Source organism: Parvimonas sp. D2 (assembly GCF_035282635.1).
Lineage (GTDB): Bacteria > Bacillota > Clostridia > Tissierellales > Peptoniphilaceae > Parvimonas.
Genome location: NZ_JAYKBO010000006.1, coordinates 22,189 through 45,382, shown reverse-complemented (window position 1 = coordinate 45,382; position 23,194 = coordinate 22,189). Strand labels below are relative to the sequence as shown.

At 26.6% G+C, this 23,194-nt stretch carries 21 protein-coding genes; 2 read left to right on the top strand and 19 right to left on the bottom strand.

Translation table 11 applies throughout. The features are described from left to right. The 10 genes from VJI77_RS06745 to dnaE form a co-directional block, all read right to left on the bottom strand. The gene (locus tag VJI77_RS06745) at positions 1–1,482 is read right to left on the bottom strand and encodes an O-antigen polysaccharide polymerase Wzy family protein (RefSeq protein WP_323988832.1); all 1,482 of its coding nucleotides are present in this window, start codon (positions 1,480–1,482) and stop codon (positions 1–3) included. 13 nt (positions 1,483–1,495) lie between these two features. Then, positions 1,496–2,596, bottom strand: coding sequence for a glycosyltransferase (locus VJI77_RS06740; protein WP_323988831.1), 1,101 nt, complete (start codon positions 2,594–2,596; stop codon positions 1,496–1,498). A 9-nt stretch (positions 2,597–2,605) separates the two neighbouring features. Beyond that, positions 2,606–3,451 (bottom strand): LicD family protein, encoded by an 846-nt coding sequence (locus VJI77_RS06735; protein WP_323988830.1) that lies wholly within the window; start codon positions 3,449–3,451, stop codon positions 2,606–2,608. A 21-nt stretch (positions 3,452–3,472) separates the two neighbouring features. Further along, positions 3,473–4,492, bottom strand: coding sequence for an alcohol dehydrogenase catalytic domain-containing protein (locus tag VJI77_RS06730; protein ID WP_323988829.1), 1,020 nt, complete (start codon positions 4,490–4,492; stop codon positions 3,473–3,475). Position 4,493: 1 nt separating this feature from the next. Next, positions 4,494–5,201 carry an IspD/TarI family cytidylyltransferase gene (locus VJI77_RS06725; protein ID WP_004833294.1) on the bottom strand — a complete coding sequence of 236 codons (708 nt, stop codon included), beginning with the start codon at positions 5,199–5,201 and terminating at the stop codon, positions 4,494–4,496. 3 nt (positions 5,202–5,204) lie between these two features. After that, positions 5,205–6,206 carry a glycosyltransferase family 2 protein gene (locus VJI77_RS06720; protein WP_323988828.1) on the bottom strand — a complete coding sequence of 334 codons (1,002 nt, stop codon included), beginning with the start codon at positions 6,204–6,206 and terminating at the stop codon, positions 5,205–5,207. Then, a complete protein-coding gene (locus VJI77_RS06715; protein ID WP_313960696.1) occupies positions 6,196–6,909 on the bottom strand; it encodes a sugar transferase in 714 nt (237 codons plus the stop codon). Before VJI77_RS06715 ends, VJI77_RS06720 begins: the two co-directional genes overlap by 11 nt. A gap of 61 nt (positions 6,910–6,970) precedes the next feature. After that, positions 6,971–8,722 carry a pyruvate kinase gene (pyk, locus tag VJI77_RS06710; RefSeq protein WP_323988827.1) on the bottom strand — a complete coding sequence of 584 codons (1,752 nt, stop codon included), beginning with the start codon at positions 8,720–8,722 and terminating at the stop codon, positions 6,971–6,973. Between the two features lie 9 nt (positions 8,723–8,731). Then, positions 8,732–9,691: a 6-phosphofructokinase gene (pfkA, locus tag VJI77_RS06705; RefSeq protein ID WP_009372843.1), complete on the bottom strand. Its 960-nt coding sequence runs from the start codon at positions 9,689–9,691 to the stop codon at positions 8,732–8,734. 12 nt (positions 9,692–9,703) lie between these two features. Beyond that, positions 9,704–13,072 carry a DNA polymerase III subunit alpha gene (gene dnaE, locus VJI77_RS06700; RefSeq protein ID WP_323988826.1) on the bottom strand — a complete coding sequence of 1,123 codons (3,369 nt, stop codon included), beginning with the start codon at positions 13,070–13,072 and terminating at the stop codon, positions 9,704–9,706. Between the two features lie 120 nt (positions 13,073–13,192). Between dnaE and VJI77_RS06695 the strand changes: the two genes are divergently transcribed. Beyond that, complete coding sequence (locus VJI77_RS06695) at positions 13,193–13,582, top strand: GrdX family protein (protein WP_009372836.1); 390 nt, start codon at positions 13,193–13,195, stop codon at positions 13,580–13,582. A 73-nt stretch (positions 13,583–13,655) separates the two neighbouring features. Here VJI77_RS06695 and VJI77_RS06690 read toward each other — a convergent pair whose 3' ends face one another. The 6 genes from VJI77_RS06690 to VJI77_RS06665 form a co-directional block, all read right to left on the bottom strand. Continuing rightward, positions 13,656–15,014: a hemolysin family protein gene (locus VJI77_RS06690; RefSeq protein ID WP_009372387.1), complete on the bottom strand. Its 1,359-nt coding sequence runs from the start codon at positions 15,012–15,014 to the stop codon at positions 13,656–13,658. 159 nt (positions 15,015–15,173) lie between these two features. Next, entirely contained in the window at positions 15,174–17,183 is a 2,010-nt protein-coding gene (locus VJI77_RS06685) for a sodium-translocating pyrophosphatase (RefSeq protein ID WP_009372809.1), read from the bottom strand. 18 nt (positions 17,184–17,201) lie between these two features. Further along, a complete protein-coding gene (secG, locus tag VJI77_RS06680) occupies positions 17,202–17,426 on the bottom strand; it encodes a preprotein translocase subunit SecG (protein WP_009372563.1) in 225 nt (74 codons plus the stop codon). A gap of 93 nt (positions 17,427–17,519) precedes the next feature. Then, positions 17,520–18,155, bottom strand: coding sequence for a hypothetical protein (locus VJI77_RS06675; RefSeq protein WP_323988825.1), 636 nt, complete (start codon positions 18,153–18,155; stop codon positions 17,520–17,522). A 1-nt stretch (position 18,156) separates the two neighbouring features. Continuing rightward, the gene (locus VJI77_RS06670; protein ID WP_323988824.1) at positions 18,157–18,900 is read right to left on the bottom strand and encodes a peptidylprolyl isomerase; all 744 of its coding nucleotides are present in this window, start codon (positions 18,898–18,900) and stop codon (positions 18,157–18,159) included. Between the two features lie 13 nt (positions 18,901–18,913). Further along, on the bottom strand, positions 18,914–19,753 hold the full coding sequence (locus tag VJI77_RS06665) for a CvfB family protein (protein WP_323988823.1): 840 nt from the start codon (positions 19,751–19,753) through the stop codon (positions 18,914–18,916). A gap of 409 nt (positions 19,754–20,162) precedes the next feature. On the opposite strand from VJI77_RS06665, the gene VJI77_RS06660 reads away from it, so the two are divergent. Continuing rightward, on the top strand, positions 20,163–20,999 hold the full coding sequence (locus VJI77_RS06660) for a hypothetical protein (protein ID WP_323988822.1): 837 nt from the start codon (positions 20,163–20,165) through the stop codon (positions 20,997–20,999). A gap of 95 nt (positions 21,000–21,094) precedes the next feature. On the opposite strand, the gene VJI77_RS06655 is transcribed toward VJI77_RS06660, so the two are convergent. From VJI77_RS06655 to VJI77_RS06645, 3 genes are all read right to left on the bottom strand, one after another. Then, positions 21,095–21,610, bottom strand: coding sequence for a hypothetical protein (locus VJI77_RS06655; RefSeq protein WP_293440044.1), 516 nt, complete (start codon positions 21,608–21,610; stop codon positions 21,095–21,097). A gap of 12 nt (positions 21,611–21,622) precedes the next feature. Then, the gene (gene floA, locus VJI77_RS06650) at positions 21,623–22,570 is read right to left on the bottom strand and encodes a flotillin-like protein FloA (protein ID WP_313961000.1); all 948 of its coding nucleotides are present in this window, start codon (positions 22,568–22,570) and stop codon (positions 21,623–21,625) included. Positions 22,571–22,707: 137 nt separating this feature from the next. Further along, complete coding sequence (locus VJI77_RS06645) at positions 22,708–23,109, bottom strand: ATP-binding protein (RefSeq protein ID WP_323988821.1); 402 nt, start codon at positions 23,107–23,109, stop codon at positions 22,708–22,710. Positions 23,110–23,194 lie beyond the last annotated feature (85 nt).

Genomic DNA, 23,194 nt, shown 5'->3' with positions numbered 1-23,194 from the left:
TCATATCTCCTTTATTTTAAAAATTGTATAAGAATTTTCTTTTGATATTAATTTTGCCACTACAAAAATTAATATAATTATAAACCAAAATTGGAATGTAAGTAATATTGAAAAACTTTCTGAAAAACTACTTCTAGGCATAAAAAACAAATTGTTTAATATTATTAATGTGCAAACGAAAGGTAAAATTTTATTTCTGTAAGAAACATTTAACATTCTTATAAATAAAAATCCTAAAAATACACTAAACAAAAATACACCTAAGTATCCAAAGTCAGTATAATTTTCCATTATAAAACTACTACCTAACCCATGTCCTTGTAAATACTCATCTTTTATTGCAATATAAGAAATATTATGAGCATAACTATTGCTTCTAATTGCTAACTCAATACTATTAGTTGTAGCAGTAAATGGTTTGGTTCCAAATAATAACTTACCAAAATTCCCATGAGTAAAATACTCAACAATAGGTCCAAAGGTAAAGTTTGTAAAACTTCTTACTGCAATATTACTGTTATACAAAAATCCTTTAGCTAAAACACCAAAACTTGTTCCCTGTTTATAGATAAAATCTATAAATATATCAAATATTTTAAAATTAGAAACTTCAACATTGTCTCTGACATAGTTTAAAAGTCCCATTCCTACAATTATTATAGGAAGACTTGTAAAAATTAGTATTTTTTCTTTAACTCCTATCCATTTATTTTTAATATCTTCTTGTCCCCTTATAAAATAATATATAAAAGAAAATATTAAGCTTAAAATAAATGGATTTCTGGTCCCAATAAATAAATATATTGCATTTGCAAATAGGTTACTTACCAGAACTATAGTAGCATTTCTTTTATTTGGTTTAGATGCTAAATATACACACATCGAATATACTGTAAAAACTGATAATATATACGTGAAGTAGGGCAAATTACTTTTGAAAGACGCATAATAAATATAATAAGATGTATTTAATTTAAATATTAATCTTTCAATCAGTCTTAAAGCATAAAATGGATATGTCAATATATATACAGTAAGAGAAACTATTCTTATATTTTTTAACCATATAGAGCTTTTTAACTTGTAATTACTATCTACATCTAACCTCTTTTTGTTTTTTATTTTTAATAATGCTTTTGAAATTACTCCTCCAATAAACAATCCTAAAAGTGAAATCATAACTATAACAAACGCAAAAACATATGCATCTTTTTGATAAGTATTAAAACTATAACTTCTCAAGTAATCTATCGTAGGCCTTGAAACTAGAAATATAAAAATAGTTATATAAAAAAATAAATGTATTATATAATATTTTATATCTGTAAAACAAAACAATATTAAGCTGACAAAAAAAGACAACAATGTAAAAAGTAATATATCCAATCTATCTGTATATAAATAACTTACTCCAAGTAACAGAGTAAAAATAAAAGAGAACGCGGTAATTAAAGAATAAAATTTTCTAAAAGTAATATTCATATAATTATCTCCATTATTCTAATATTTCATTTATATTTTTCATTTGTTCTGAAATCGTAAACTGAGTTATAAAATTTTTCATTTCTGATTTATCTACTGACATACTATTTTCAAAATAATTAACAATACATTCACAAGCATCATCAGTAGAATTTACAATTTTACCGAATTTACCGTCATTTGAAAGTTCCTTTACTCCTCCAACATCTGTAGAAATGAAAGGAATTCCTAAAGCCAATCCTTCAACAATTGCACCGGAAAATCCCTCTTGTTTAGACATTGAAAACATTAAATTCATTTTTTTTATATATTTATATGGATTCTTTTGATATCCTAAAAAATGAACATACTCTTCCAAATTATCTTTTTGTACAAGCTCTTTTATATGAGCCTCTAATTCTCCTGTACCTAAAAAATATAAATGATACTTTTTATTTAAATTTTTATGTAATTTTTTTATTGTATCATAAACTTCCAATGAACCTTTTAAGTTTTCAATTCTTCCAATTACACAAATCGAATTTTTTTCAATATTAATATCTGTCCTCTCATTTGATTTTTCCAAAATACTTTCAAAATCATATCCGTTATAAATTGTCATAACTTTATCTTTATATTCTGGATAAACTGAAATTATGGACTCTTTAGTTTTTTCTGATACAGAAATTATTTTATCAACATTTTCTAAATATCTCTTATGATTATTCCTCTTTTGAGAATCTTTCATAAAATCTTCAATACTGCCATGAATCCAAGCAATTTTTTTTACTTTTTCATCCTTAGAAAATTCAAAAGGTGGATTGATTATAGTAAAGGAAATTTCAATATCATACTTTTCTTTAACCATTATTTTTCTTACTAAATTCGGGAAAAATTTTCTTATTCTCCATAAAATAGCTCTTTTTAGCTTAGATTGTCTATAATCTTGCCAAGATTTTAATATTCTTATATTATCATTAACAGGTTCATAACCCTTATCAAAATGTTCAATCTCTAATATATCAATATCATATTTTTCACTATCAAGATTATTTACAATTGTTGATAATATTTTTTCTGCTCCTCCTCCTAATGAAAAAGACCATAAGAAAAACAATATTTTTTTCTTTTTCAAATCATCACCCTATTTCCAAATTTTTTCATAATTTGTATAACTATTTTTCAAATCCAAGAATAGTAAATCATGATGAGGTATTTGTTTCTCAATTGGAGGTAATTTCATATAATCTCCAAAAGCTGTTTTTAAATATCCATCATATCCAATAGGAATTGGCATCCTAGTATCTTCAAAATCAAAATACTTCTTATCAGTAAACCACTCTTTTCTATATACTTTTTTCATATAATATGGGCCAGAACAAAGTTCTGTAATATATTCTGATTTACCAATTTTATATTTAGTCATTCTTTTTTCAGCGAACTTCCAAATCTTATATCTTATTTTTTTGGATTTAAAAATTGATAATAATAATTTAGAAATTTTTTTCTTAAGTCCCCCGTGTTTCTCAGGTAATACTTGAGCACAAAAGAGCGAATAAATTAGTCCCCACATTATCTGAAATTTTCGCTTAATTTTCCCACTTGGACAACCATCAAGAGGTAAAATATCAAGTGCTATTCCATGACTTATATTTAACCCTTTTTGATATGGTTTAATAGCAGTAGTTTCATTATCTCTAATAGTAATAAAAAGATTATGATCAACTAAATCTTTATTGGCCTTAACAAGTGAATATTTTTTAGTATCAGCTTTTTCATTCCATAACAAAGCTAATCTTTCATAATCTTCTCTAGGCATAAAAAAATCTAAATCATCATCCCAAGGAATAAAACCTGAATGTCTTAAACTACCAATTGCTCCTCCACCACAAAGATAACATAACAAATTATTTTCTTCACAAAATGAAACAAAATATTTTCCCATTTCTAAACTCTTAAGTTGTAACTCTCTTAAATTTATTTCATCCATAATTTATATCATAACCATTAATTAAATATTCCATTTTGCAACAGTTTTAAAAGGTGTATTTAAATCATTTTTAAAAAATCTATGAATATCATCAACACTATTTATTTCGTCATCTTCAAACACAATCGACTTAAATCTGTTTTGAATTTTTTTATTTTCAAGCATTCTAACTGCCTCTTGAAAATCAACTCTTCCCGATCTGGAACATCCAATTAATGTTAATCCTTTCTCCAATATATCTCTAGTATTTACAGCAATTTTGTTTTCGCTAACTCCCATCAACATAATTGAGCCTTGAGGTTTAATATATTTTATTATATTATTAATGGCATCTTCACTCCCCGGTCCTCCGGCACATTCAAAGGCATGATCTGTTGAAAAACCTTCTGGAATATCATCACTTGAATAAACCTCATCGACAAATGAAAAGATTTTTAGCTTTTCTATATTTCTACCAACAACAACTATTTTACTATTTGGAAATCTATATTTCAAAACATTTGCTACAATAAATCCCAAACTTCCATTTCCAAAAATAGTTATTGTTTCTTTATTTTCTATAGAATTCTTTACAAATCTATCATATGCATGAAATCCAACTGAAATAAATTCCAAAATAGACGCAACGGGTAAATCTATATCATTAAATTTTACAAGTCTATCTGGAGCAATTTTGACAAATTCCCTCATAAAACCATCATGACCACTAGATAGAAAATAAGAACCCTTCACATAATTTTCATATATACTTTCATCATAAGTACAAGGTGGAGTATTTGGTATCATAGATACCTTATCTCCAACCTTAAAAGTGTTTGTTGGATCAAAAACAACCTCTCCACAAGATTCATGAATTGGAGCCATAGGCAATTTTTTTGCTAATACTTTTGGATCTCTCTTTCCTAAATAATATCTTTGATCAGCATGACACAAAGATACGTATAATGGTTTTACAATGACTTTATCTCCTAAAAAGCTCTCATCAACATATTTAACTGAGATAAAACCTGGTTTCATTAATTGAAAAATTCTATTTATCATCTTAAATCTCCATAAGCATTGCTTTAGCAATCTTTAAGTCTGTTACAGTTGTAATTTTTATATTTGAAAAATCTCCATTAACTAAAAATACTTTTTCTCCATTTAACACAAATATTTTACAAGCATCAGTTAAAATGTTCTTTTCTTCTTCTGACAATTTATTATAGTATTCCATGAATTTATTAATTTTAAATGTTTGAGGAGTTTGTCCTTGAAACATTGTTTTTCTATCTGGTATTGATGAAATAAACTTTCCATCTTCAGAAGAAACTATAGTATCAAAAGCTGGAACTACAGTATCAATAATATTATATTTTTTACAATTATCTATATTTTCTTCAATCATTTTAATTGAAACAAATGGTCTAACAGCATCATGAGTTATAAGAATATCCTCATCAGTTAATCCGTTGTCTTCTTCAATAGAAGAAATAATATTTAAAATTGTAGAATTTCTATCTTTTCCACCATCTACAACAACAATTCTTTCAGACAAATAATTATAATCTTTGTCAATTATATCAACTAGATAAGAATTCCAATCGGGATTTACCCCAACATAAATTTTATCTATTTTGTTACATAATAAAAACTTTTCAATAGTATGAATTATAATAGGCTTATCTCCAATATTTAAAAATTGTTTTGGAATATTAGAAATATTCATCCTACTACCTATTCCTCCAGCAAGAATACCTGCATATATCATAGTCTAGTCCTCCTTATTATATGTTTTTAAAAATGAAGGGATTTTTAAAAATCCTACTAATGTTCCATATCCATAACTAATATGTAAAAGGAAAAATACAATTGGAAGTAATAAATTATAAACATTAAATTTTCCTTTTATAATTGAACTTAAAGACATCGAAACATTCACTATTAGATAAGATCCAAATACCAACAAAAATAAATATTTGGTAAAAAATAGTGAAATAATTGATATAAAAAGAGCAACTAAAAAAGCAAAAGGAATATAGTGATATAAATTTAGACACTCAGGACAAACAGCAGTCGTAAGTCCTATCCACATACCATTGGCTTTTTTTTGTTTAATCATTTTAGAAAGTGAATTCCTAGTGTGCTGATACGAAATAATATTATCATCATAGCAAAGTTTGTATCCTGCTTTTCTTATTCTATAATGGAATTCATTATCTTCTGTCCTTAACAATTTTTCATTAAAGAAACCCACTTTTTCTAATACTTCTCTTTTATACATTGCGTGAAACATTGACTTTACATATTTTTTCCCAGATGCATTTCTAAAAGGTGCAATTCCGCTTCCAAACATCGATGATTCTGCTTCTAAAAGCATCCTTTTATATCCTGTATTATCATCTATTATATTGGGCCTTTTTCCACCTGAAACATCTTCTCCTGATTCTATATTTCTAACATTTTTTTCTATAAAATCTTTTGGGACTGAGGAGTGTGCATCAATTCTAACAAGTACATCTCCCGTAAAATTTTTTATAACGATATTCCATCCAGCAGATTGAATTTTTTTAGGATTATCTAAAATTTTAACTTCCATAAAATCATTATTTTCTTTAAAATCTTGCATTATATTTTTTGTATTATCCGTTGAAATTCCATCTACTAAAATTATTTCAATTTCATCATGCGGATATGTCTGCATTTTAAAATCTTCAAAAAGAGAAGGTAAAGTCTTTTCTTCATTTAAGGCAACTACCCCTATACTAACTTTCATTATTTTTCCTCCCCAAAAAAACAGATAAAAATGTTTTAAACATAATTTTTATATCATACCAAAAAGAAAATCTTTCAATATATTCAATATTATACTTCATTTTATCAGGCAAAATATAATTTATATATATATCATCAATACTAGTTTCATCATCTAAATGACTTGATATTATTTCATCCTCGTCTTTATAATTTATGCTAGAGTATGAAGTAAGACCTGCAGGTAATAACAAAGTGGCAAACATATAGTCTGAATATCTATCAACATATTTTGTAACCTCTGGTCTAGTTCCTACAAAACTCATATCTCCTGATAATATATTAAAAATTTGAGGAAATTCATCTAATCTATATTTTCTTAAAAACTTTCCAACCTTTGTTATTCTAGAATCTTCCTTTACAGTTACAAGTGTTCCAATTTTATCAGCATTAGATACCATTGTTCTAAATTTAAAAATTTTAAACTTTTTACCATATCTTGTAACTCTCTCCTGCCTATAAAAAATACTCCCTTTAGAATCTAATTTTATAGCTATTGAAATAACAACAATTGGAATAAATAAAATCAATAAAATTAAAATGGAAAAAATAATGTCAAATACTCTTTTAAAAAATAAACTTAATCTTTTTTTTGATACTATTTCGTAGTACTTTTTTACAGATTCATTTTTAAATTCTTTTGGTAAATCTTCAAATTTTATCAAAATATTTTCTCCTTAATTAAACGTCTGTAATATAATAACATATATTTAAAATAAAGTAAAATTAAAGAACTTTAACATCTCCATCATAAACTAATCCACCTACAGTATCAATTGTTACAAGTTGTTCATCTTTAATCATATTAGTAGCATTTTCAGCTCCTATAATTGTTGGAATATTAAAATGTAAAGCAATAATTGCAGCGTGAGAAGTCAGTCCTCCTGTTTCAACTATGATTCCTGATGCTCTATCAATAAACTCAACATATTCTCTATCTGTAAATTTTGAAACAATTATATCTCCATCTTTAAATTTGTTCTTTAAATCGTCTTCATTGTTTATTAGGCAAGCTTTTCCAGTAACCGAATCTTTTCCAATCCCAAAGCCTTTTATCAAAATTTTCCCAACAGTATGAACTTTAATTAAATTTGTTGTTCCTGCAACACCAACAGGAATACCTGCAGTTAAAACAACTGTATCTCCATCACTAATATAGTTTGCATTTAAAGTTGCTGATATAGAACGTTCAATAACTTCATCAGTATGTTCAGATTTCTTAGAAATCAAGCTAGTAACTCCCCAAAAAATTTGTAATTTTCGTCTAACTTTCTCAGAATAAGTTACAGCTATAATATCAACAAATGGTCTAAATTTAGAAATTGAAATAGGAGTAATTCCAGAAGCTGTAGCACAAATTATAGCTTTTGCTCTTAAATTTTCAGCAATTTCTTTTGTTGACAAACTTATTGAATTCATAGTATTTAAAATATCTTGTCTATTTTTGCTTTTTATACTATTTTGAAAATCAAAAGAATTTTCTGTTGTTATTGCAATATTATTCATTACTTTAACCGCTTCTTTTGGATATTTTCCAGCAGCAGTCTCACCGGATAACATAATACAATCACTTCCATCTATAATCGCATTTGCTACATCTGTAACTTCTGCTCTTGTTGGTCTTGGATTTCTAATCATTGAATCAAGCATTTGTGTTGCAGTTATTACTGGTTTTCCTACTAAATTACATTTTCTAATTATTTCTTTTTGTATTTTTGGAATAAATTCTGCTTTAATTTCAACTCCTAAGTCTCCTCTGGCAACCATTATTCCATCAGAAGCCTCTATAATTTTATCAATATTTTCAACGCCTTCTTGATTTTCTATTTTAGAAATTATTTTAATATCAGAATTGTTATTATCTAAAATTTTTCTAATTTCGTATACATCTTCAGGTTTTCTTACAAATGAAGCTGCAATAAAGTCTAAATCATTTTGTATTCCAAATAAAATATCAGACTTATCCTTTTCCGTAATGGATGGTAAATTTATTATTTCATTCGGTATATTTACACCTTTATTACTCTTGATTACTCCATTATTTTTAACTAGACATTTTATTTCCTTATCTGTCTTAGAAATAACTTCCATTTCAACTAAACCATCATCAACTAAAATTGTACCACCAACCTTAACATCATTTGGTAATAGTTTGTAAGAAACAGAACAAATTTCTTGATTTCCTAAAACTTCATCAATTGTAAAGGTATAAAAATCTCCCGCTTTAAGAATAACTTCATCAATACTAAATTTACCTAATCTTATTTCAGGACCTTTAGTATCAAGCATTATTGCTATAGGTAAATCTAACTCTTCTCTTGCTTTTTTTATATTATCAATTCTAACTTGATGTTCTTCTTTGCTTCCATGTGAAAAATTTAATCTACAAACATTCATTCCACTAAGCATTAATTCTTTTAAACTTTCAACTGAATCTGAAGCAGGCCCAATTGTACATATTATTTTTGTTTTTTTCATAATTCTCTCCTAAATAGATAGTTCATCAACTATATCATATAAATCTTTATTAAATATTTTTTTGCTAGATACAGCATCTTCTATAGTAATATACTCAATATTATTATTTTTAAAAGCTAAAGCTAAATTAGTTTGTTCTTTCAACAATAATTTAACAGACATACTTCCCATTTGACTTGCTATTATTCTGTCAAATGAGCTTGGAGTACCTCCTCTTTGGATATGTCCTAGTACAGTAACCCTTGTATCAATTTTAGTTTTTTCTTGAATCTGTTTTTTAAGCTCATAAGGGCTTAAAATACCTTCAGTTAAAACTATGATATGGTGTAATTTACCTCTTTTCCTACCAGATATAATTTTATTGCAAACTTTATCTATATCAAAATCGACTTCTGGAACTATTATACTTTCAGCTCCACCAGCTAATCCAGAATTTAGAGCAATATCACCACATTTTCTTCCCATAACTTCTAAAATATTAGCTCTTCCATGAGAAGAAGATGTATCACGAAGTTTTGAAATAGCGTCGATAACTGTATTTACTGAAGTGAAAAATCCAATTGTATAATCAGTATATCCCATATCATTATCAATAGTACAAGGTATAGCAATAGTCTTTATACCATATTTACTTAAAACATTAGCACCACGAAAAGTACCATCTCCTCCTAAAACTACAAGTCCTTCAATACCATTATCTTTTAAGCTTTTAACTGCTTTTTCTTGACCTTCTTTAGTCATAAACTCTTTACTTCTAGCACTACCTAATATAGTACCACCTTTTTGAATTATATCTGCAACACTAGATACATTCATCTCAAAAATATTTCCTTTAATAAGGCCATCATAACCAAATTTTACACCATATATTCTAACATTATGATATATACATGTTCTTACAACAGCTCTTATTACTGGATTCATTCCTGGAGAATCTCCACCACTAGTAAGAATAGCAATTTTTTTCAAATTATACCTCCATTAATTGATACGAAAACAATCTTTTCCAAAAATATTTTCTAATTCAACAATTAAATTTTCATTTTTTAAATCAAACTTATTTTCTAATCTTAAAGTTTTATGATTGCTAGTTATATACAAAATTACATTATTTATTCCACCATATTTTTCAGAAAATTCACTTAATTTTTTCTTTATATTATTATCAAAATTTTCAATTTTTATATATAGTTTCTTAGAATATATACTATCTACTTCTCTAGCATCAATTACAGTAAAATTAGTATTCCCAAATGAATTTATAGAAACTTTAATCGATATTTCATAAATTTTTCCTTTAATAATATCTAAATCTTTAACATCTAAAATCTCTATACTACTTGTAAAATCTTCTACATCAATTGTTTTTAGCATCTTATTTTTTTTATTCCTTCTAAGTTTAATAGAGTTAATATAAACTATTACATTATAGATACCTTTATCTAAAACTTTTAAATCAATTAACTTCATACTATTTTTAGACTTAATATATTCTTTATATTCATCTAACGGATGTGAAGAAATATAAAATCCTAAAACGTCTTTTTCATATTCTAACAAATCGTCTTTTAAAAATTTTTCAGACTTAACATATTTTTCATGCATAAAATCTGAACTTATTAAGGAAAGTTGACCAGATAATTCGTTTTTGCTTTTTGATACTATTTGAGTAAATAATGTCTCTAAAGAATTTAAAATTTCAATTCTTTTTTCTTCAATTTCATCAAAAGCTCCAGACTTTACTAAATTCTCAATTGATTGCAAGCTCATATTCTTTGAATTTTTCAATCTTTCTAAAAATTCTTTAAAACTTTTAAACTCTCCATTTTTTCTTTCTTCTTCAATATCTTTAGCTAAAAGCCTATTAAATCCTTTAATTTGGGAGAAACCAATTCTCATACACTTATTTTCAGTACTTATCTTATAGTGACTATAATTAACACTTGGAAGTAAAATCTTTATTCCCATCCTTTTAATTTCTTGAAAATATTGGAAAAATTGTCTTTCATAATTTATAACAGAATTTAAAAGACATACCATATATTCTAATGGATAATAATATTTTAAATAAGCAGTTCTATACGCATTTAATGAATAGCAAGCACTATGTGATTTATTAAAAGCGTAGTTACCAAACTCAACTATTAAATCAAAAATATTTTGAGCAAGCTTCTCATCTACACCATTTCTTACACAACCTTTAATTTTAATGCTTCCATCTAAATCATCTAGACCATAAATAAATATCTTCCTATTATATTCCATTATATCCATATGTTTTTTACCAATGGCTTTTCGCAAATTATCTGCTTGACCCCAAGTATATCCTGCTAATTCTCTTGCAATCTGCATAACTTGTTCTTGATATACAATAATTCCATAAGTGGATTTTAAATATTTTTCTAAACGCTTATCCAAATATCGAATACTATTAGGATTATTTTTATTTTTAATGTAATTAGGTATTTGATTCATCGGACCTGGTCTAAAAAGAGAATTTGCAGCAACTAACTCATCAAAATTATCTGCTTTTAAATCTTTTAAGAATAATCTCATACCTGTACTTTCAAATTGAAATATGCCAATTGTATCAGCTGTCTTAAATAAATTTAAAACATTCTTGTCGCTTAACGATATTTTCTCAATATCAATCTCTCTATTGTAATTTTTTTTAATAAGTCTTATAGTATCATCAATTACTGTTAGAGTTCTAAGTCCTAAAAAATCCATCTTTAGAAGCCCCAGTTCTTCCAACTCTATCATATTGAATTGTGTTACTATATTATCTCCACTTTTAGCTAGCGGAACATACTCTGTAAGTTCTTCCTTAGTTATAACAATACCCGCTGCATGTATTGATATATGTCTATGAAATTTTTCAAATTTTTCAGAAGTGTTAATAAGTTTTTTTATATTTACATCTTCGTCATATAACTTTTTTAATTCCAAACTATCTTTTAATGCATTTTTAAAAGTAACGTCTAAATTATTTGGAATAAGTTTTGCCACCTTATCAACAGTTGATAATTTATAACCTAAAACTCTGCCAATATCTCTTACTGCTGCTCTTGGTTTCATAGTTCCAAAGGTAACAATTTGTGAAACGTGATTTTTCCCATACTTTCTAATTACATAGTCTATGACTTCTTCTCTTCTTTCGTTGCAAAAATCTATGTCAAAATCAGGCATTGAAATTCTTTCTGGATTTAAAAATCTTTCAAATATTAATTCATATTCTATTGGATCAATATCAGTAATCTCCAAGCAGTATGCAACAATTGAATTTGCACCTGAACCTCTACCCGGTCCAACTGGAATTTTATTTTTTTTAGCAAAATTTACAAAATCCCAAACAATAAGAAAATAATCAGTAAATCCCATTTTATTTATTACTGAAAATTCGTAATTAACTCTTTTTTTAATTTCATCAGTTATATTTTCATATCTTTTTTTCATACCTTCTATGATTATACTATGCAAATAATCTTCCTTTGTACTAACTCCATCAGGTACTTTATATTCAGGTAAATGATACTTTGAAAAGTCAAATTCAACATTACATCTTTGAGCAATCATTTTAGTATTATACATAGAATCTTTTAATTGAGAAAATATTTTTAACATTTCTTCTTCACTTTTTAAATAGTATTCTGCTTGAGTAAAAGTATCTTCTTTAAGTTCAGATAATAAAATACCTTTTGATATACATCTTGCTATATTAAATAAATTAAAATCTGTATTTTCTAAATAATGAACATCATTAGTTACAACAGTCTCAACGTTTACTTCATTTGCAAGTTCCAAATATTTGTTTATCATTAACTCATCATTTTCTTCAAAATGAAAATTCAATTCTAGAAATAAATCCTCTTTATTGAATATACTTTTAAAATTTAAAATTTCATTCTTAGCATTTAAAGTATCATCTAAATATAGACATTTTCTAATAAAACTTCTTTTGGAACCAACAATTAATATTAAATTTTTTGAGAATTTTTCTAATTCATCAAATGTTATATATTCTCTATTTCTATTTTCAATAACATATAAATTTGACACTAATTTACATAAATTTTTATATCCTTGATTATTCTTAGCTAATAATATTATATTATAAAATTCATTATTTGGGTATGACAAAGTTAGCTCACAACCTATAATAGGTTTTATTGAATTCTTTTTACATCTTTTATAAAAATCAATAACGCCATACATATTGTTATAATCTGTAATAGCCATAGCTTTAAAATTTAATTCTTTAGCTTTATCTATTAATTTTTCCATTGGATTATAATTGTTCAACAAACTATACTCAGTATGAACATTCAAATGTACAAAATCATTAGCCAAAATTATCACCTCATTATTGATTTTACCATATTTTTAGAATTTTTTAAATATATTTTACCTAATCGCTTTATATTTTTATGTTTTTATGATACAATTTTATAGTACGAAGGGAGAATTGATATGAAATTTACATTGGTAACTAATAATATTGACTTATATGAAAAAGTGAAAAATAAGAAAGATTTAGACATAATATTTGATGAAAAATATACATATGGAGACATATTAGATATAGTTAAGAAAAAACTTCAAGATGGATTTGAGCTTTCAACCCATCCTCTTTGTGGTAGTATAAAACCTAATGAAACACCATACAGATCTATATTAATTACTAAAACAAAAGAACTTGATGTTAATGGAATTATAATTATCGATGAAGCTATTGAAACATACAAAAAATTTCAAAGCAATATGAAAACGCCTCTATGGATAGATAGAGTTCTAAGAGACTTTAGATATGTGGATTGTAACATATTAGTACAAACTATTGAAAAATTAGGAATAGAATAAATTAATACTAAAAAACCCACATTTTTAATAATGTGGGCTTTTAATTATTATATATAATTATAGATATTAAAAATTATTCGTCAGAATTTTTTTCTTCATCTTCATCCTTTTCTACAACTTCTTCTTTAGGAAGAATTATTCTAACTTTCTTAACTCTATGTTCATAAATAGATAATATATTATAAATAACACCATTATCTTCAACAGTAAGCTTCTCTCCATCATTAGGTATATATCCTAATAGATACATAAGCATACCACCTAATGTATCATAATCTTCTGAATTTTCATCAAGTTTTAAATTACAAGCATTATTTACATCCTCAATTTCACATGCTCCAGTTGCAATAAAATGTCTATCATCTATCTTTTTGATTGAAGGATTAGTTTTCTTATCATATTCGTCATCAATTTCACCCATAACTTCCTCAATTAAATCTTCCATAGTGACAATTCCCGTAAAACCACCATATTCATCAATTAATACAGCCATTTGATTTCTTGAATTTTTAAGTTCAAGAAATAAATCATTTATATTTTTTCGCTCTGGAATAAAATAAGCTGGTCTTAAAATAGAACGAATATCAATATTATCAAATCCTACTTTATATGCTTCTAAGAAAAAGTCTTTAATATATAAAATACCAATTATATTATCAATATCATCTTCATAAACTGGTACTCTTGAATATCTCATTTGCATTAAAGTTTCAAAATCTTTATCAGGTTCATCAATATCAATCATGAATACTTCAGTTCTTGCTGTCATTACTTCTTCAGCTAATACATCATCAAAAGATATAACACCATCTATCATTTCTCGCTCTGTAGGATTGATTATTCCTTGTTCTTGTCCTACTTCAACAATTGATTTTATCTCTTCTAGAGTAACCTGTGCTTCAACTCCACTTGTAGGAACTGAAAAAATCTTTAACACTATATTAGTAGATAAAGATAGTAAATAAACAAACGGACTCATTATTTTATAAACAAAATTTATTGTCCCAACAGAAAATAAAGCGAATTTTTCTGCATTTTGTAATGCTATTCTTTTAGGCACAAGTTCACCAAATACTAAACTAAAGAATGCCAATATGACTGTAATTAAAACAAAAGAAACTCTATATGCAAAAGGAACTGATAAATTTGATAATACTTTCCCAAACTTATCTGATAGTCCAACTGCAGCAGAAGCTGAAGTAAAGAAACCAGCAAAAGTGATACCAACTTGAATAGTTGATAAAAACTTCGAAGGCTCTTTTAAAAGTTTTTCGACTTTAATTGCTCTCTTATTTCCTTGTTCTGACAAAGTTAATAACTTTTTCTTGTCCATAGAAACTATTGCCATTTCAGATGCAGCAAAAAAAGCATTAACTAAAGTTAATAAAATTAAAATAAAAATCTGAAAATAGACCTCGGGTCCACTATCCATAAAAACCTCCTAAAATTTATTTATCAAATGCATTATATCAAAAATTTAAAAATATTGCAAATACAAATTTTTTTATTCAAATATAAAAAACAATAATAATTTATAAAAAAATAAAAAGTGTATTTTAAATACACTTTTTACATAAACATATTATTATAATTATTTTATTAACATTCCACCATAGTTTAAAATAACTTGAGCAAATACTAATGCTACTACAGTCATTAACTTAATTAAAATGTTTAATGATGGACCTGAAGTATCCTTAAATGGATCTCCTACAGTATCTCCAACAACCGCTGCTTTATGAGGATCTGAACCTTTACCGCCATGATGACCTTCTTCAATGTACTTTTTAGCATTATCCCATGCTCCACCAGCATTTGACATAAAGATTGCCATTAAAACACCTGTAACTAAAGATCCAGCTAATAATCCACCAAGAGCTTCTGCTCCAATTAAAATACCAACTAATACTGGAACTACTACTGCTAATAATCCAGGAATAATCATTTGTTTTAACGCTGCCATTGTAGAAATATCAACACATTTTCTATAATCTGGAGTTCCAGTTCCTTCCATAATTCCAGGAATAGTTTTGAATTGTCTTCTAACTTCTTGAATCATTTCATTAGCAGCATTTCCAACAGCTTCCATAGTTAAAGCTGAGAATAAGAATGGTAACATACCACCAATGAACATTCCTGCAACTACTTGAGGTTTAGTAACATCTATTTTTTCCAATCCTACTGCTTGAGTATATGATGCAAACAATGCTAAAGCAGTTAAGGCAGCTGAACCAATCGCAAATCCTTTACCAATAGCAGCTGTAGTATTACCAACAGAATCCAATTTGTCTGTAATATTTCTAACTTCATGAGGTAATTCACACATTTCTGCAATACCACCAGCATTATCGGCAATTGGACCATAAGCATCAACAGCAATAGTCATACCACAAGTAGAAAGCATACCTATAGCAGCAACAGAAATCCCATATAATCCTTGACCAGCATTAGCAAATCCATTTGATGCCATATATGATACTAAAATACCTATTGCTATTACTACAATAGGACCAGCAGTTGACTTCATTCCAACAGCTAAACCAGAAATTATATTAGTTGATGAACCAGTTTCTGATTCTTCTGCAATATGTTGAACAGGTTTTTTATCTCCTGAAGTATAGTATTCAGTAAATTGAGAAATAATTAATCCTACTAAAATACCAGCAACTGAAGAAATAAATGCTGAGTTATTTCCTAAAATTTGTTTACTTAAGAAATATGTAACTATAATAGTTAATACTGAACTAACAATAGTTCCCATATTTAAAGATTTTTGTGGATCTTTATCCCCTCTTACGCAGAATAGTCCAACTAATGATGCTAAGATACCAGCTGCAGCAAGAGCTAACGCAAATATAATACCTTCTTTACCAAAAGCAACAGAACCTAATGTAATACCAGAAAGTATAGACCCTACATAAGATTCAAAAAGATCAGCTCCCATACCAGCAACGTCCCCTACATTATCTCCTACATTATCAGCTATAACAGCAGGGTTTCTTGGATCATCTTCAGGAATTCCAGCTTCAACCTTTCCTACAAGGTCAGCACCAACGTCAGCAGCTTTAGTATAAATACCACCACCTACTCTTCCGAACAATGCTATAGATGAAGCACCAAAACTGAATCCAGTTACAATATTAACGTCTCCTACTAAGAAGTAGCAAACTGTCATCCCTAGAATACCTAATCCAACTACAGAAAGTCCCATTACTGCTCCCCCTGAAAATGCAGTTTGAAGTGCTTTTCCCATTCCGTATTCTTTAGCAGCATTTGCAGTTCTAACATTTGCTTTAGTAGCAGCTTTCATTCCGAAATATCCTGCTAAAATTGAACAAATTGAGCCAGCTAAGAAACAAACTGCTGTAAGTAAATTAATGGCTACCCCTAAAATAATTGCAACAACAACAACGAATATAGCTAAATACTTATATTCACGAACTAAGAAAGCCATAGCGCCTTCTTGAATATAACCTGATATTTCTTTCATTCTTTCATTACCAGGTTCAATTTTTGTAATGCTTAAATATTTAATATAAGCAAATACTAGCGCAACAACACCAACGGCAATTGCACAATAAAAAATCAAATTAGTATCCATTTTTTCCTCCTAAATTTTTTATTTAATCGCAGCCATAGCAATAGCTACTATAAAAAACACAACCGATGCTATAATAGTAATTTGGCTTAACACAGCATCTTTAGATTTTTTTCCGCCTTTTCCAGAAATATTTGTTTCAGCTGTTAAAGACGCAACACCGTCAGACTTAGATTCTTGCATTAACACTGCTAATATTATAACAATACTAGCAACGAATAATATTATTTCCATTAAAACTTGCATTATACACCTCCGAACATTCTTATTTAACCTGCTACTTATAATAACACATTTACAAGCAAAAATCAACTTAAAATATTGATTTTTAAGTTGATTCTAAAAATAAATTAAAAATAAATAACTAAATAATATAAATGGAATTAATGGTATTTCTTGATGTTTAAAAGCTTCTATATCTTTTATAATAATTAGCTTTATTAAATAAAAAAGTCCCGCTATTATAAAAGTAAATAGTCCAATATAAAAAACTGTATACCAATCTGTTGAAATTCCTACTAAAGATAATGCATAAATATCTCCTATTCCAAATACTTCCTTTCCATAAACTAATTTTGATACTATATAAATAGTTCCATACAAAATTATTCCTGAAATTAACCCTAAAGTAGCTAATCTAATATAATTTCCATATATATTCAATATTGTAATTGGAACTAGAAAAGCCATAATGATATTTACAAAAATATTTTTACATATAATATCAGTAAATGCACAAATGTACAGACATAAGAAACAAAGTAAATTTATCATATATAATATATCATTATAAAAAAATAATGACATTAAATATATGTTTGTTAGGAATATTAATATAAAATTTAATAAATTATAATATTTCTTTATATTGTTAATCGAGATTTTTATTACCTCTTTTTCTTTTAAAAACTTCAAATCTATTGATGAAACTAATAAACAAACAACTGCACTAAGTATTCCACCTAAAAAATACATTTTAATAATTTCTTTCTATTTTGCTATCTTTCATTAAAGTATCCATTTTTTTCACATAAGCTACTTGTTCTTTGGCTTTTATTATACTTTTCTCAATTTCATCTCTAACTGATTCTAAATCTAATTGTTCAGGATTTGTTTTTGATTCAAGTTTAATTAAATGATAACCAAATTGTGTTTTTACAGGAGCAGTAACTTTTCCAACTTCTGCATCTATACATGCATTTTCAAATTCTAATACCATTTGACCTTGACTAAATTCTCCTAAATCTCCACCTACTTCTTTAGATGGACACATAGAATGTTCTTTAGCTAATTCTTCAAATTCTTCTCCTTTATCACAAAGATCTTTTAGTTCATTAGCTTTTTCTTCACTTTCAACTAAAATATGTTTTGCCTTAAAAGTATATTTACTCTTAAATAAATTTTTATTTTCTTCATAATACTCTTTTATTTCTTCATCAGTAGCATGAATATTTTCAAATAATTCATTTAAAAAATGTTTTGCTAAAATTGAACGTTTAATTTCATTAATTTCTTTAACAAATGCTTCACTTTCATCTAATTTCCTATTATAACAATCTTGAATTATAAGTTCTTGTTTAACTAATTCTTCACATAATTGTTTTCTACCTTCAGGATTATTATATGGCATTGCTCTATTTCCCATTAATTCTATAAATCTGTCAATATCACTTTCTAAAATTTCAACTCCGTTTACAATTGCCATTACTTTACTTTCCATAATTATTTCCCCCTTAAATTAATTTAATTCCATTCCCTTCAAATTGAATTTTTTTATTTTTTAATAATCTTCCTACGGCTTTCTTAAAAGATGATTTACTCATACCACAAATTTCCTTAATTTTTTCTGGTTCACTTTTGTCATTCAAATCCAAAAAACCGCCTCTATCTTTAATAATATTAAAAAGTATTTCAGCATTATCATTTATTTCAACATGAGATAAATTTTTTAAAACTAAATTCAAACGACCATCTTTTTTTACTTTTGAAATTCTAAAATTAATAGGTTCTCCAATTTCTAACACGCCAATAATATCTTTATTTTCAATCATAGCATCATATTTTTTATCTACAGCAACGAAAGCACCATAGTCTTTATGGATTGAATAAACAATTCCTTCAACCCACTCACCTTCCTTATAAGGAGAATCTGATGTCAAATAATCTCTTATTTTCATTGTTGCACAAAGTCTTTCTGATTTATCTATGTATAATGCAACTAAATATTTCCTTCCTTTTTCGAGTTTCATAGTTTGCTCTTTAAAAGGTAAAAACAATTCTTTTTCAAGACCCCAATCCAAAAAAGCTCCAATTTTTGAAATATCCATTACTTCTAAAGTTTCTAATTTTCCTAAAGATATTTTTGTCTTTTTCCTCGTAGCAACAAACCTAGACTGATTGTCTTTATAAACAAAAACTTCAATTTCATCATCAACTTTATCTGTTTCTAAAACTTCTTTCTTAGGTAACAATATATCAAGTTTTTCATTTTTTACATCTTTTAGTCCTATATAAGCTCCGTTATTTTTAAAACGCTTTATAATCAACTTCTGAAATTCACCTAAATTATACATATTTTCTCCTCTTATAACTAAACCATTTTTTTAAATATCTCTATTTATCTTTATCAATGTTATACTGTGCTGACATTTCAATAGCTTTACTATCTAGCTAAAAGCTATAGTAATTATACCATATTTTCTTTGTGATTATTGTATTATTGTCAATATGGTGAAATTACACTAGCCTTACCATCTGGCGTAAAGATATAGTAATTATACCATATTTTCTTACCGATTATTATATTATTGTTAATATGGTGAAATTACACTAGCTTTACCATTCGGCGTAAAGCTATTGTAATTATACCATATTAGGTTAATTTTTGTAACCATATAATAATAAAAATTTAAAATTCATTTTGAAATATTATAAAAATGTTGTATAATAAATATATTAATATTACTAATTAAGGAGTAAAAAATGTTTCATATAAGAAAGAGATTTGTTTTTATTTTATTATCTATTTTTATACTATCATCTTGTAGTAAAACTGGTACCAAAAATGTAGATAAAGTAAATAATGAAATAAAGAACTCAACATCCCAATTTTCTCTAACTGCTGAGGAAATAACTGTATTAGAAAAACCTTATGGAGATTTTTCTGACGATGATAAAAAAATTTTTAATAAAATTTTAGAAAAGTATAATAAGTTTAAAAACGACTCTTCAAAGGATATCACGTTTGAAAGAAAAATATTATCAAAACTTGAAGAAATAGAAAATTTTTATGGTAAGAAATATATAAATTTTAAAAATGAATCTTCAAGTAATGTAAAAGTTGAAGAAAAATTATTAAATCAAAATTCTAAGACTGAACTTAATAAAAAAGATTTTTCATATGATAATTATTTAGTAAAACTCACAGGAAAAGGAATTTTTAAGTACTATGTAGATAACAAAATAATTTTAGAAGAAACTTTAAATGATAATGAAAAGCCCAGATATGTACGTATAAAAGTTCTAAATAATTCTAACATTGAATTTAATGGAAATGTAATAGGGATTATTTTTAAAGATAATATAAAATATGATACATTTAAAAACTTATCCAGTGGAATATTTACAATTGAAGATGATTTAAAACAAGGTCATTACAAATTATCGAATACTACTAAAGATACAATTATTAAGATTATATCAAAAGAAAACAAAGTAACAGTTATAAATTTACAAGAATCTCATGAACTAAAGTTAGAAAAAGGAATGAAACTAATAATTTCAGGAGTAGATTATATAACATTAGAAAAGATAGATTAAAAAAGGAGACACAATTGTCTCCTTTTTTAAATTATTTTTAACAACAAACTCTCATCATTCCAATTAATGTAAATTTTATTGAAATTACGAATCTATTATTTTAATGATTTAGGTTTTCCAATAATTTCAGAATAGAGAATAGCTTTTGATAGGCTTTCTTTACCTTTAATGACAAATTTTTTGGTTTTTCTTTCAATTAATTCATCAAAATGTTGAATATCATTTCGCAAGGCTACTCTTTCTGTTTTACGAGAATTGTACATTTGACCTTGACCCTCCATTGAAGTATTCATAATACTTTTACCTTCAATAGAAGTAGTCATAACTGTTTTACCTTCATAAGAAACATTTTCTAAAGTAGAACCCTCTATACTAGAAGTCATTACACTAGAACCCTCAGGACTTTCGTAATTATCAAAATTATTAATTCTATAATTTGGATTTTTATTACTTTTACTAGCGTTCTTATTTTTCTTGTTTTTAGGTTTGCTAGAAGCTTTTAAAGTACTATTCTTATTTTCATTACCTACTTCATCTATTTGAGCTTTTATATCATTAATCTCTGATTTTAAATCCTCAATAAAAGATAGAAAACTCTTATTTTTTTTCATAGGAACTCACCTCTATTCTGAAAGTGATTCTCTCATTTTAGTATCTGATTTGATATTTTTAAGTTTTTCATATTCTAAAACTGAAATATTTCCATCTTCAAACGCCTTTGCAATCGCAAGCGGAATTTTACTTTCAGATTCAACAACCTTAGCTTTCATTTCTTCAATCTTAGCTTTATTTTCTTGTTCAACTGCAACTGCCATTGCACGTCTTTCTTCTGCTTTGGCTTGAGCTATTTTCTTATCTGCTTCTGCTTGATCAGCTTGTAATTGAGCACCTATATTTCTACCAATATCAACATCAGCAATATCAATAGATAAAATTTCGAAAGCAGTTCCTAAATCTAAACCTTTTTTCAAAACTGTTTCTGAAATTGCATCAGGATTTTCAAGCACTAAACTATGTCTTTCAGCACTACCTACAGTAGTAACAATACCTTCTCCTACTCTGGCTATAATAGTTTCTTCACCAGCTCCTCCGATAAGTCTTGAAATATCTGCTCTAACAGTAACTTTTGCGATAACTATTACTTCAATACCATTCATTGCAACTGCTGCAATTTTTGGAGTATTGATAACTTTAGGATTTACACTAACTTGAACAGCTTCCAATACATCACGTCCGGCAAGGTCAATCGCTGTTGCCATTTCAAAAGTCAATTCGATGTTAGCCTTTTGAGCAGCAATTAAAGCATCAACAACATTATTTACATTTCCTCCTGCCAAATAATGTGCTTCTAATTCAGAAATGTTAATTTTAACATTAGCTTTCGTTGCTTTAATTAATGGATAAATTATTTTTGACGCTCTAACTCTTCTAAGTTTCATTCCTATTAAATTAGAAATTTTAACTTTAACACCACTGAATAAAGCAGTAATCCAAAGCCCTACAGGAACAAAATAAAAGAAACCAAACACCAAAACTACAACTAAAATAATAATTATACTATTTGTTGGCATTAAACTTTTCATAACTGTTTGTGGTAACAATCTCATAATTAAACCCTCCTTTATTAATTTACACTATTGTGTATGATAATATTATATCACTTTCTGCAAAAAATTCAACAAAAAAGAAACCAATTTAAAATTGATTTCTATGTATCATTTCCCTCACATTTTATTTTTGCAGTAATTTCATTATTATTAATTTCGAGTTCATCAACTAAATGTTTTACAATCCTAAGACCTCTACCAGAGGTTGTCGTATTAATATCTCTATTTTCATTAAAGATATAGTTTATTCCATCTCCTTCATCTTTAACATTTATATGTATACAGTCCATATTAACACAGACTTTTAAATTTATTCCCTTTTCTTTATTGCATTTATTACCATGTTCATAGCTATTTATCACTATTTCATTTATAACAATTCTAATATTGAACATTAGTTCTTCATCTCTAATAACACTTGATAACTTTTCTAAAACAAAAGAAACCGCTTCATCAATATCATCTAAATCACTTTTTATAACCTTAATATATTCAAAGTCCATACTTATCTCCTAATTTCTAGTAACAAATATATACCCAATCAAAAATAATTGTTAACATTTTTTATATTTTATTTGCATATTTGAA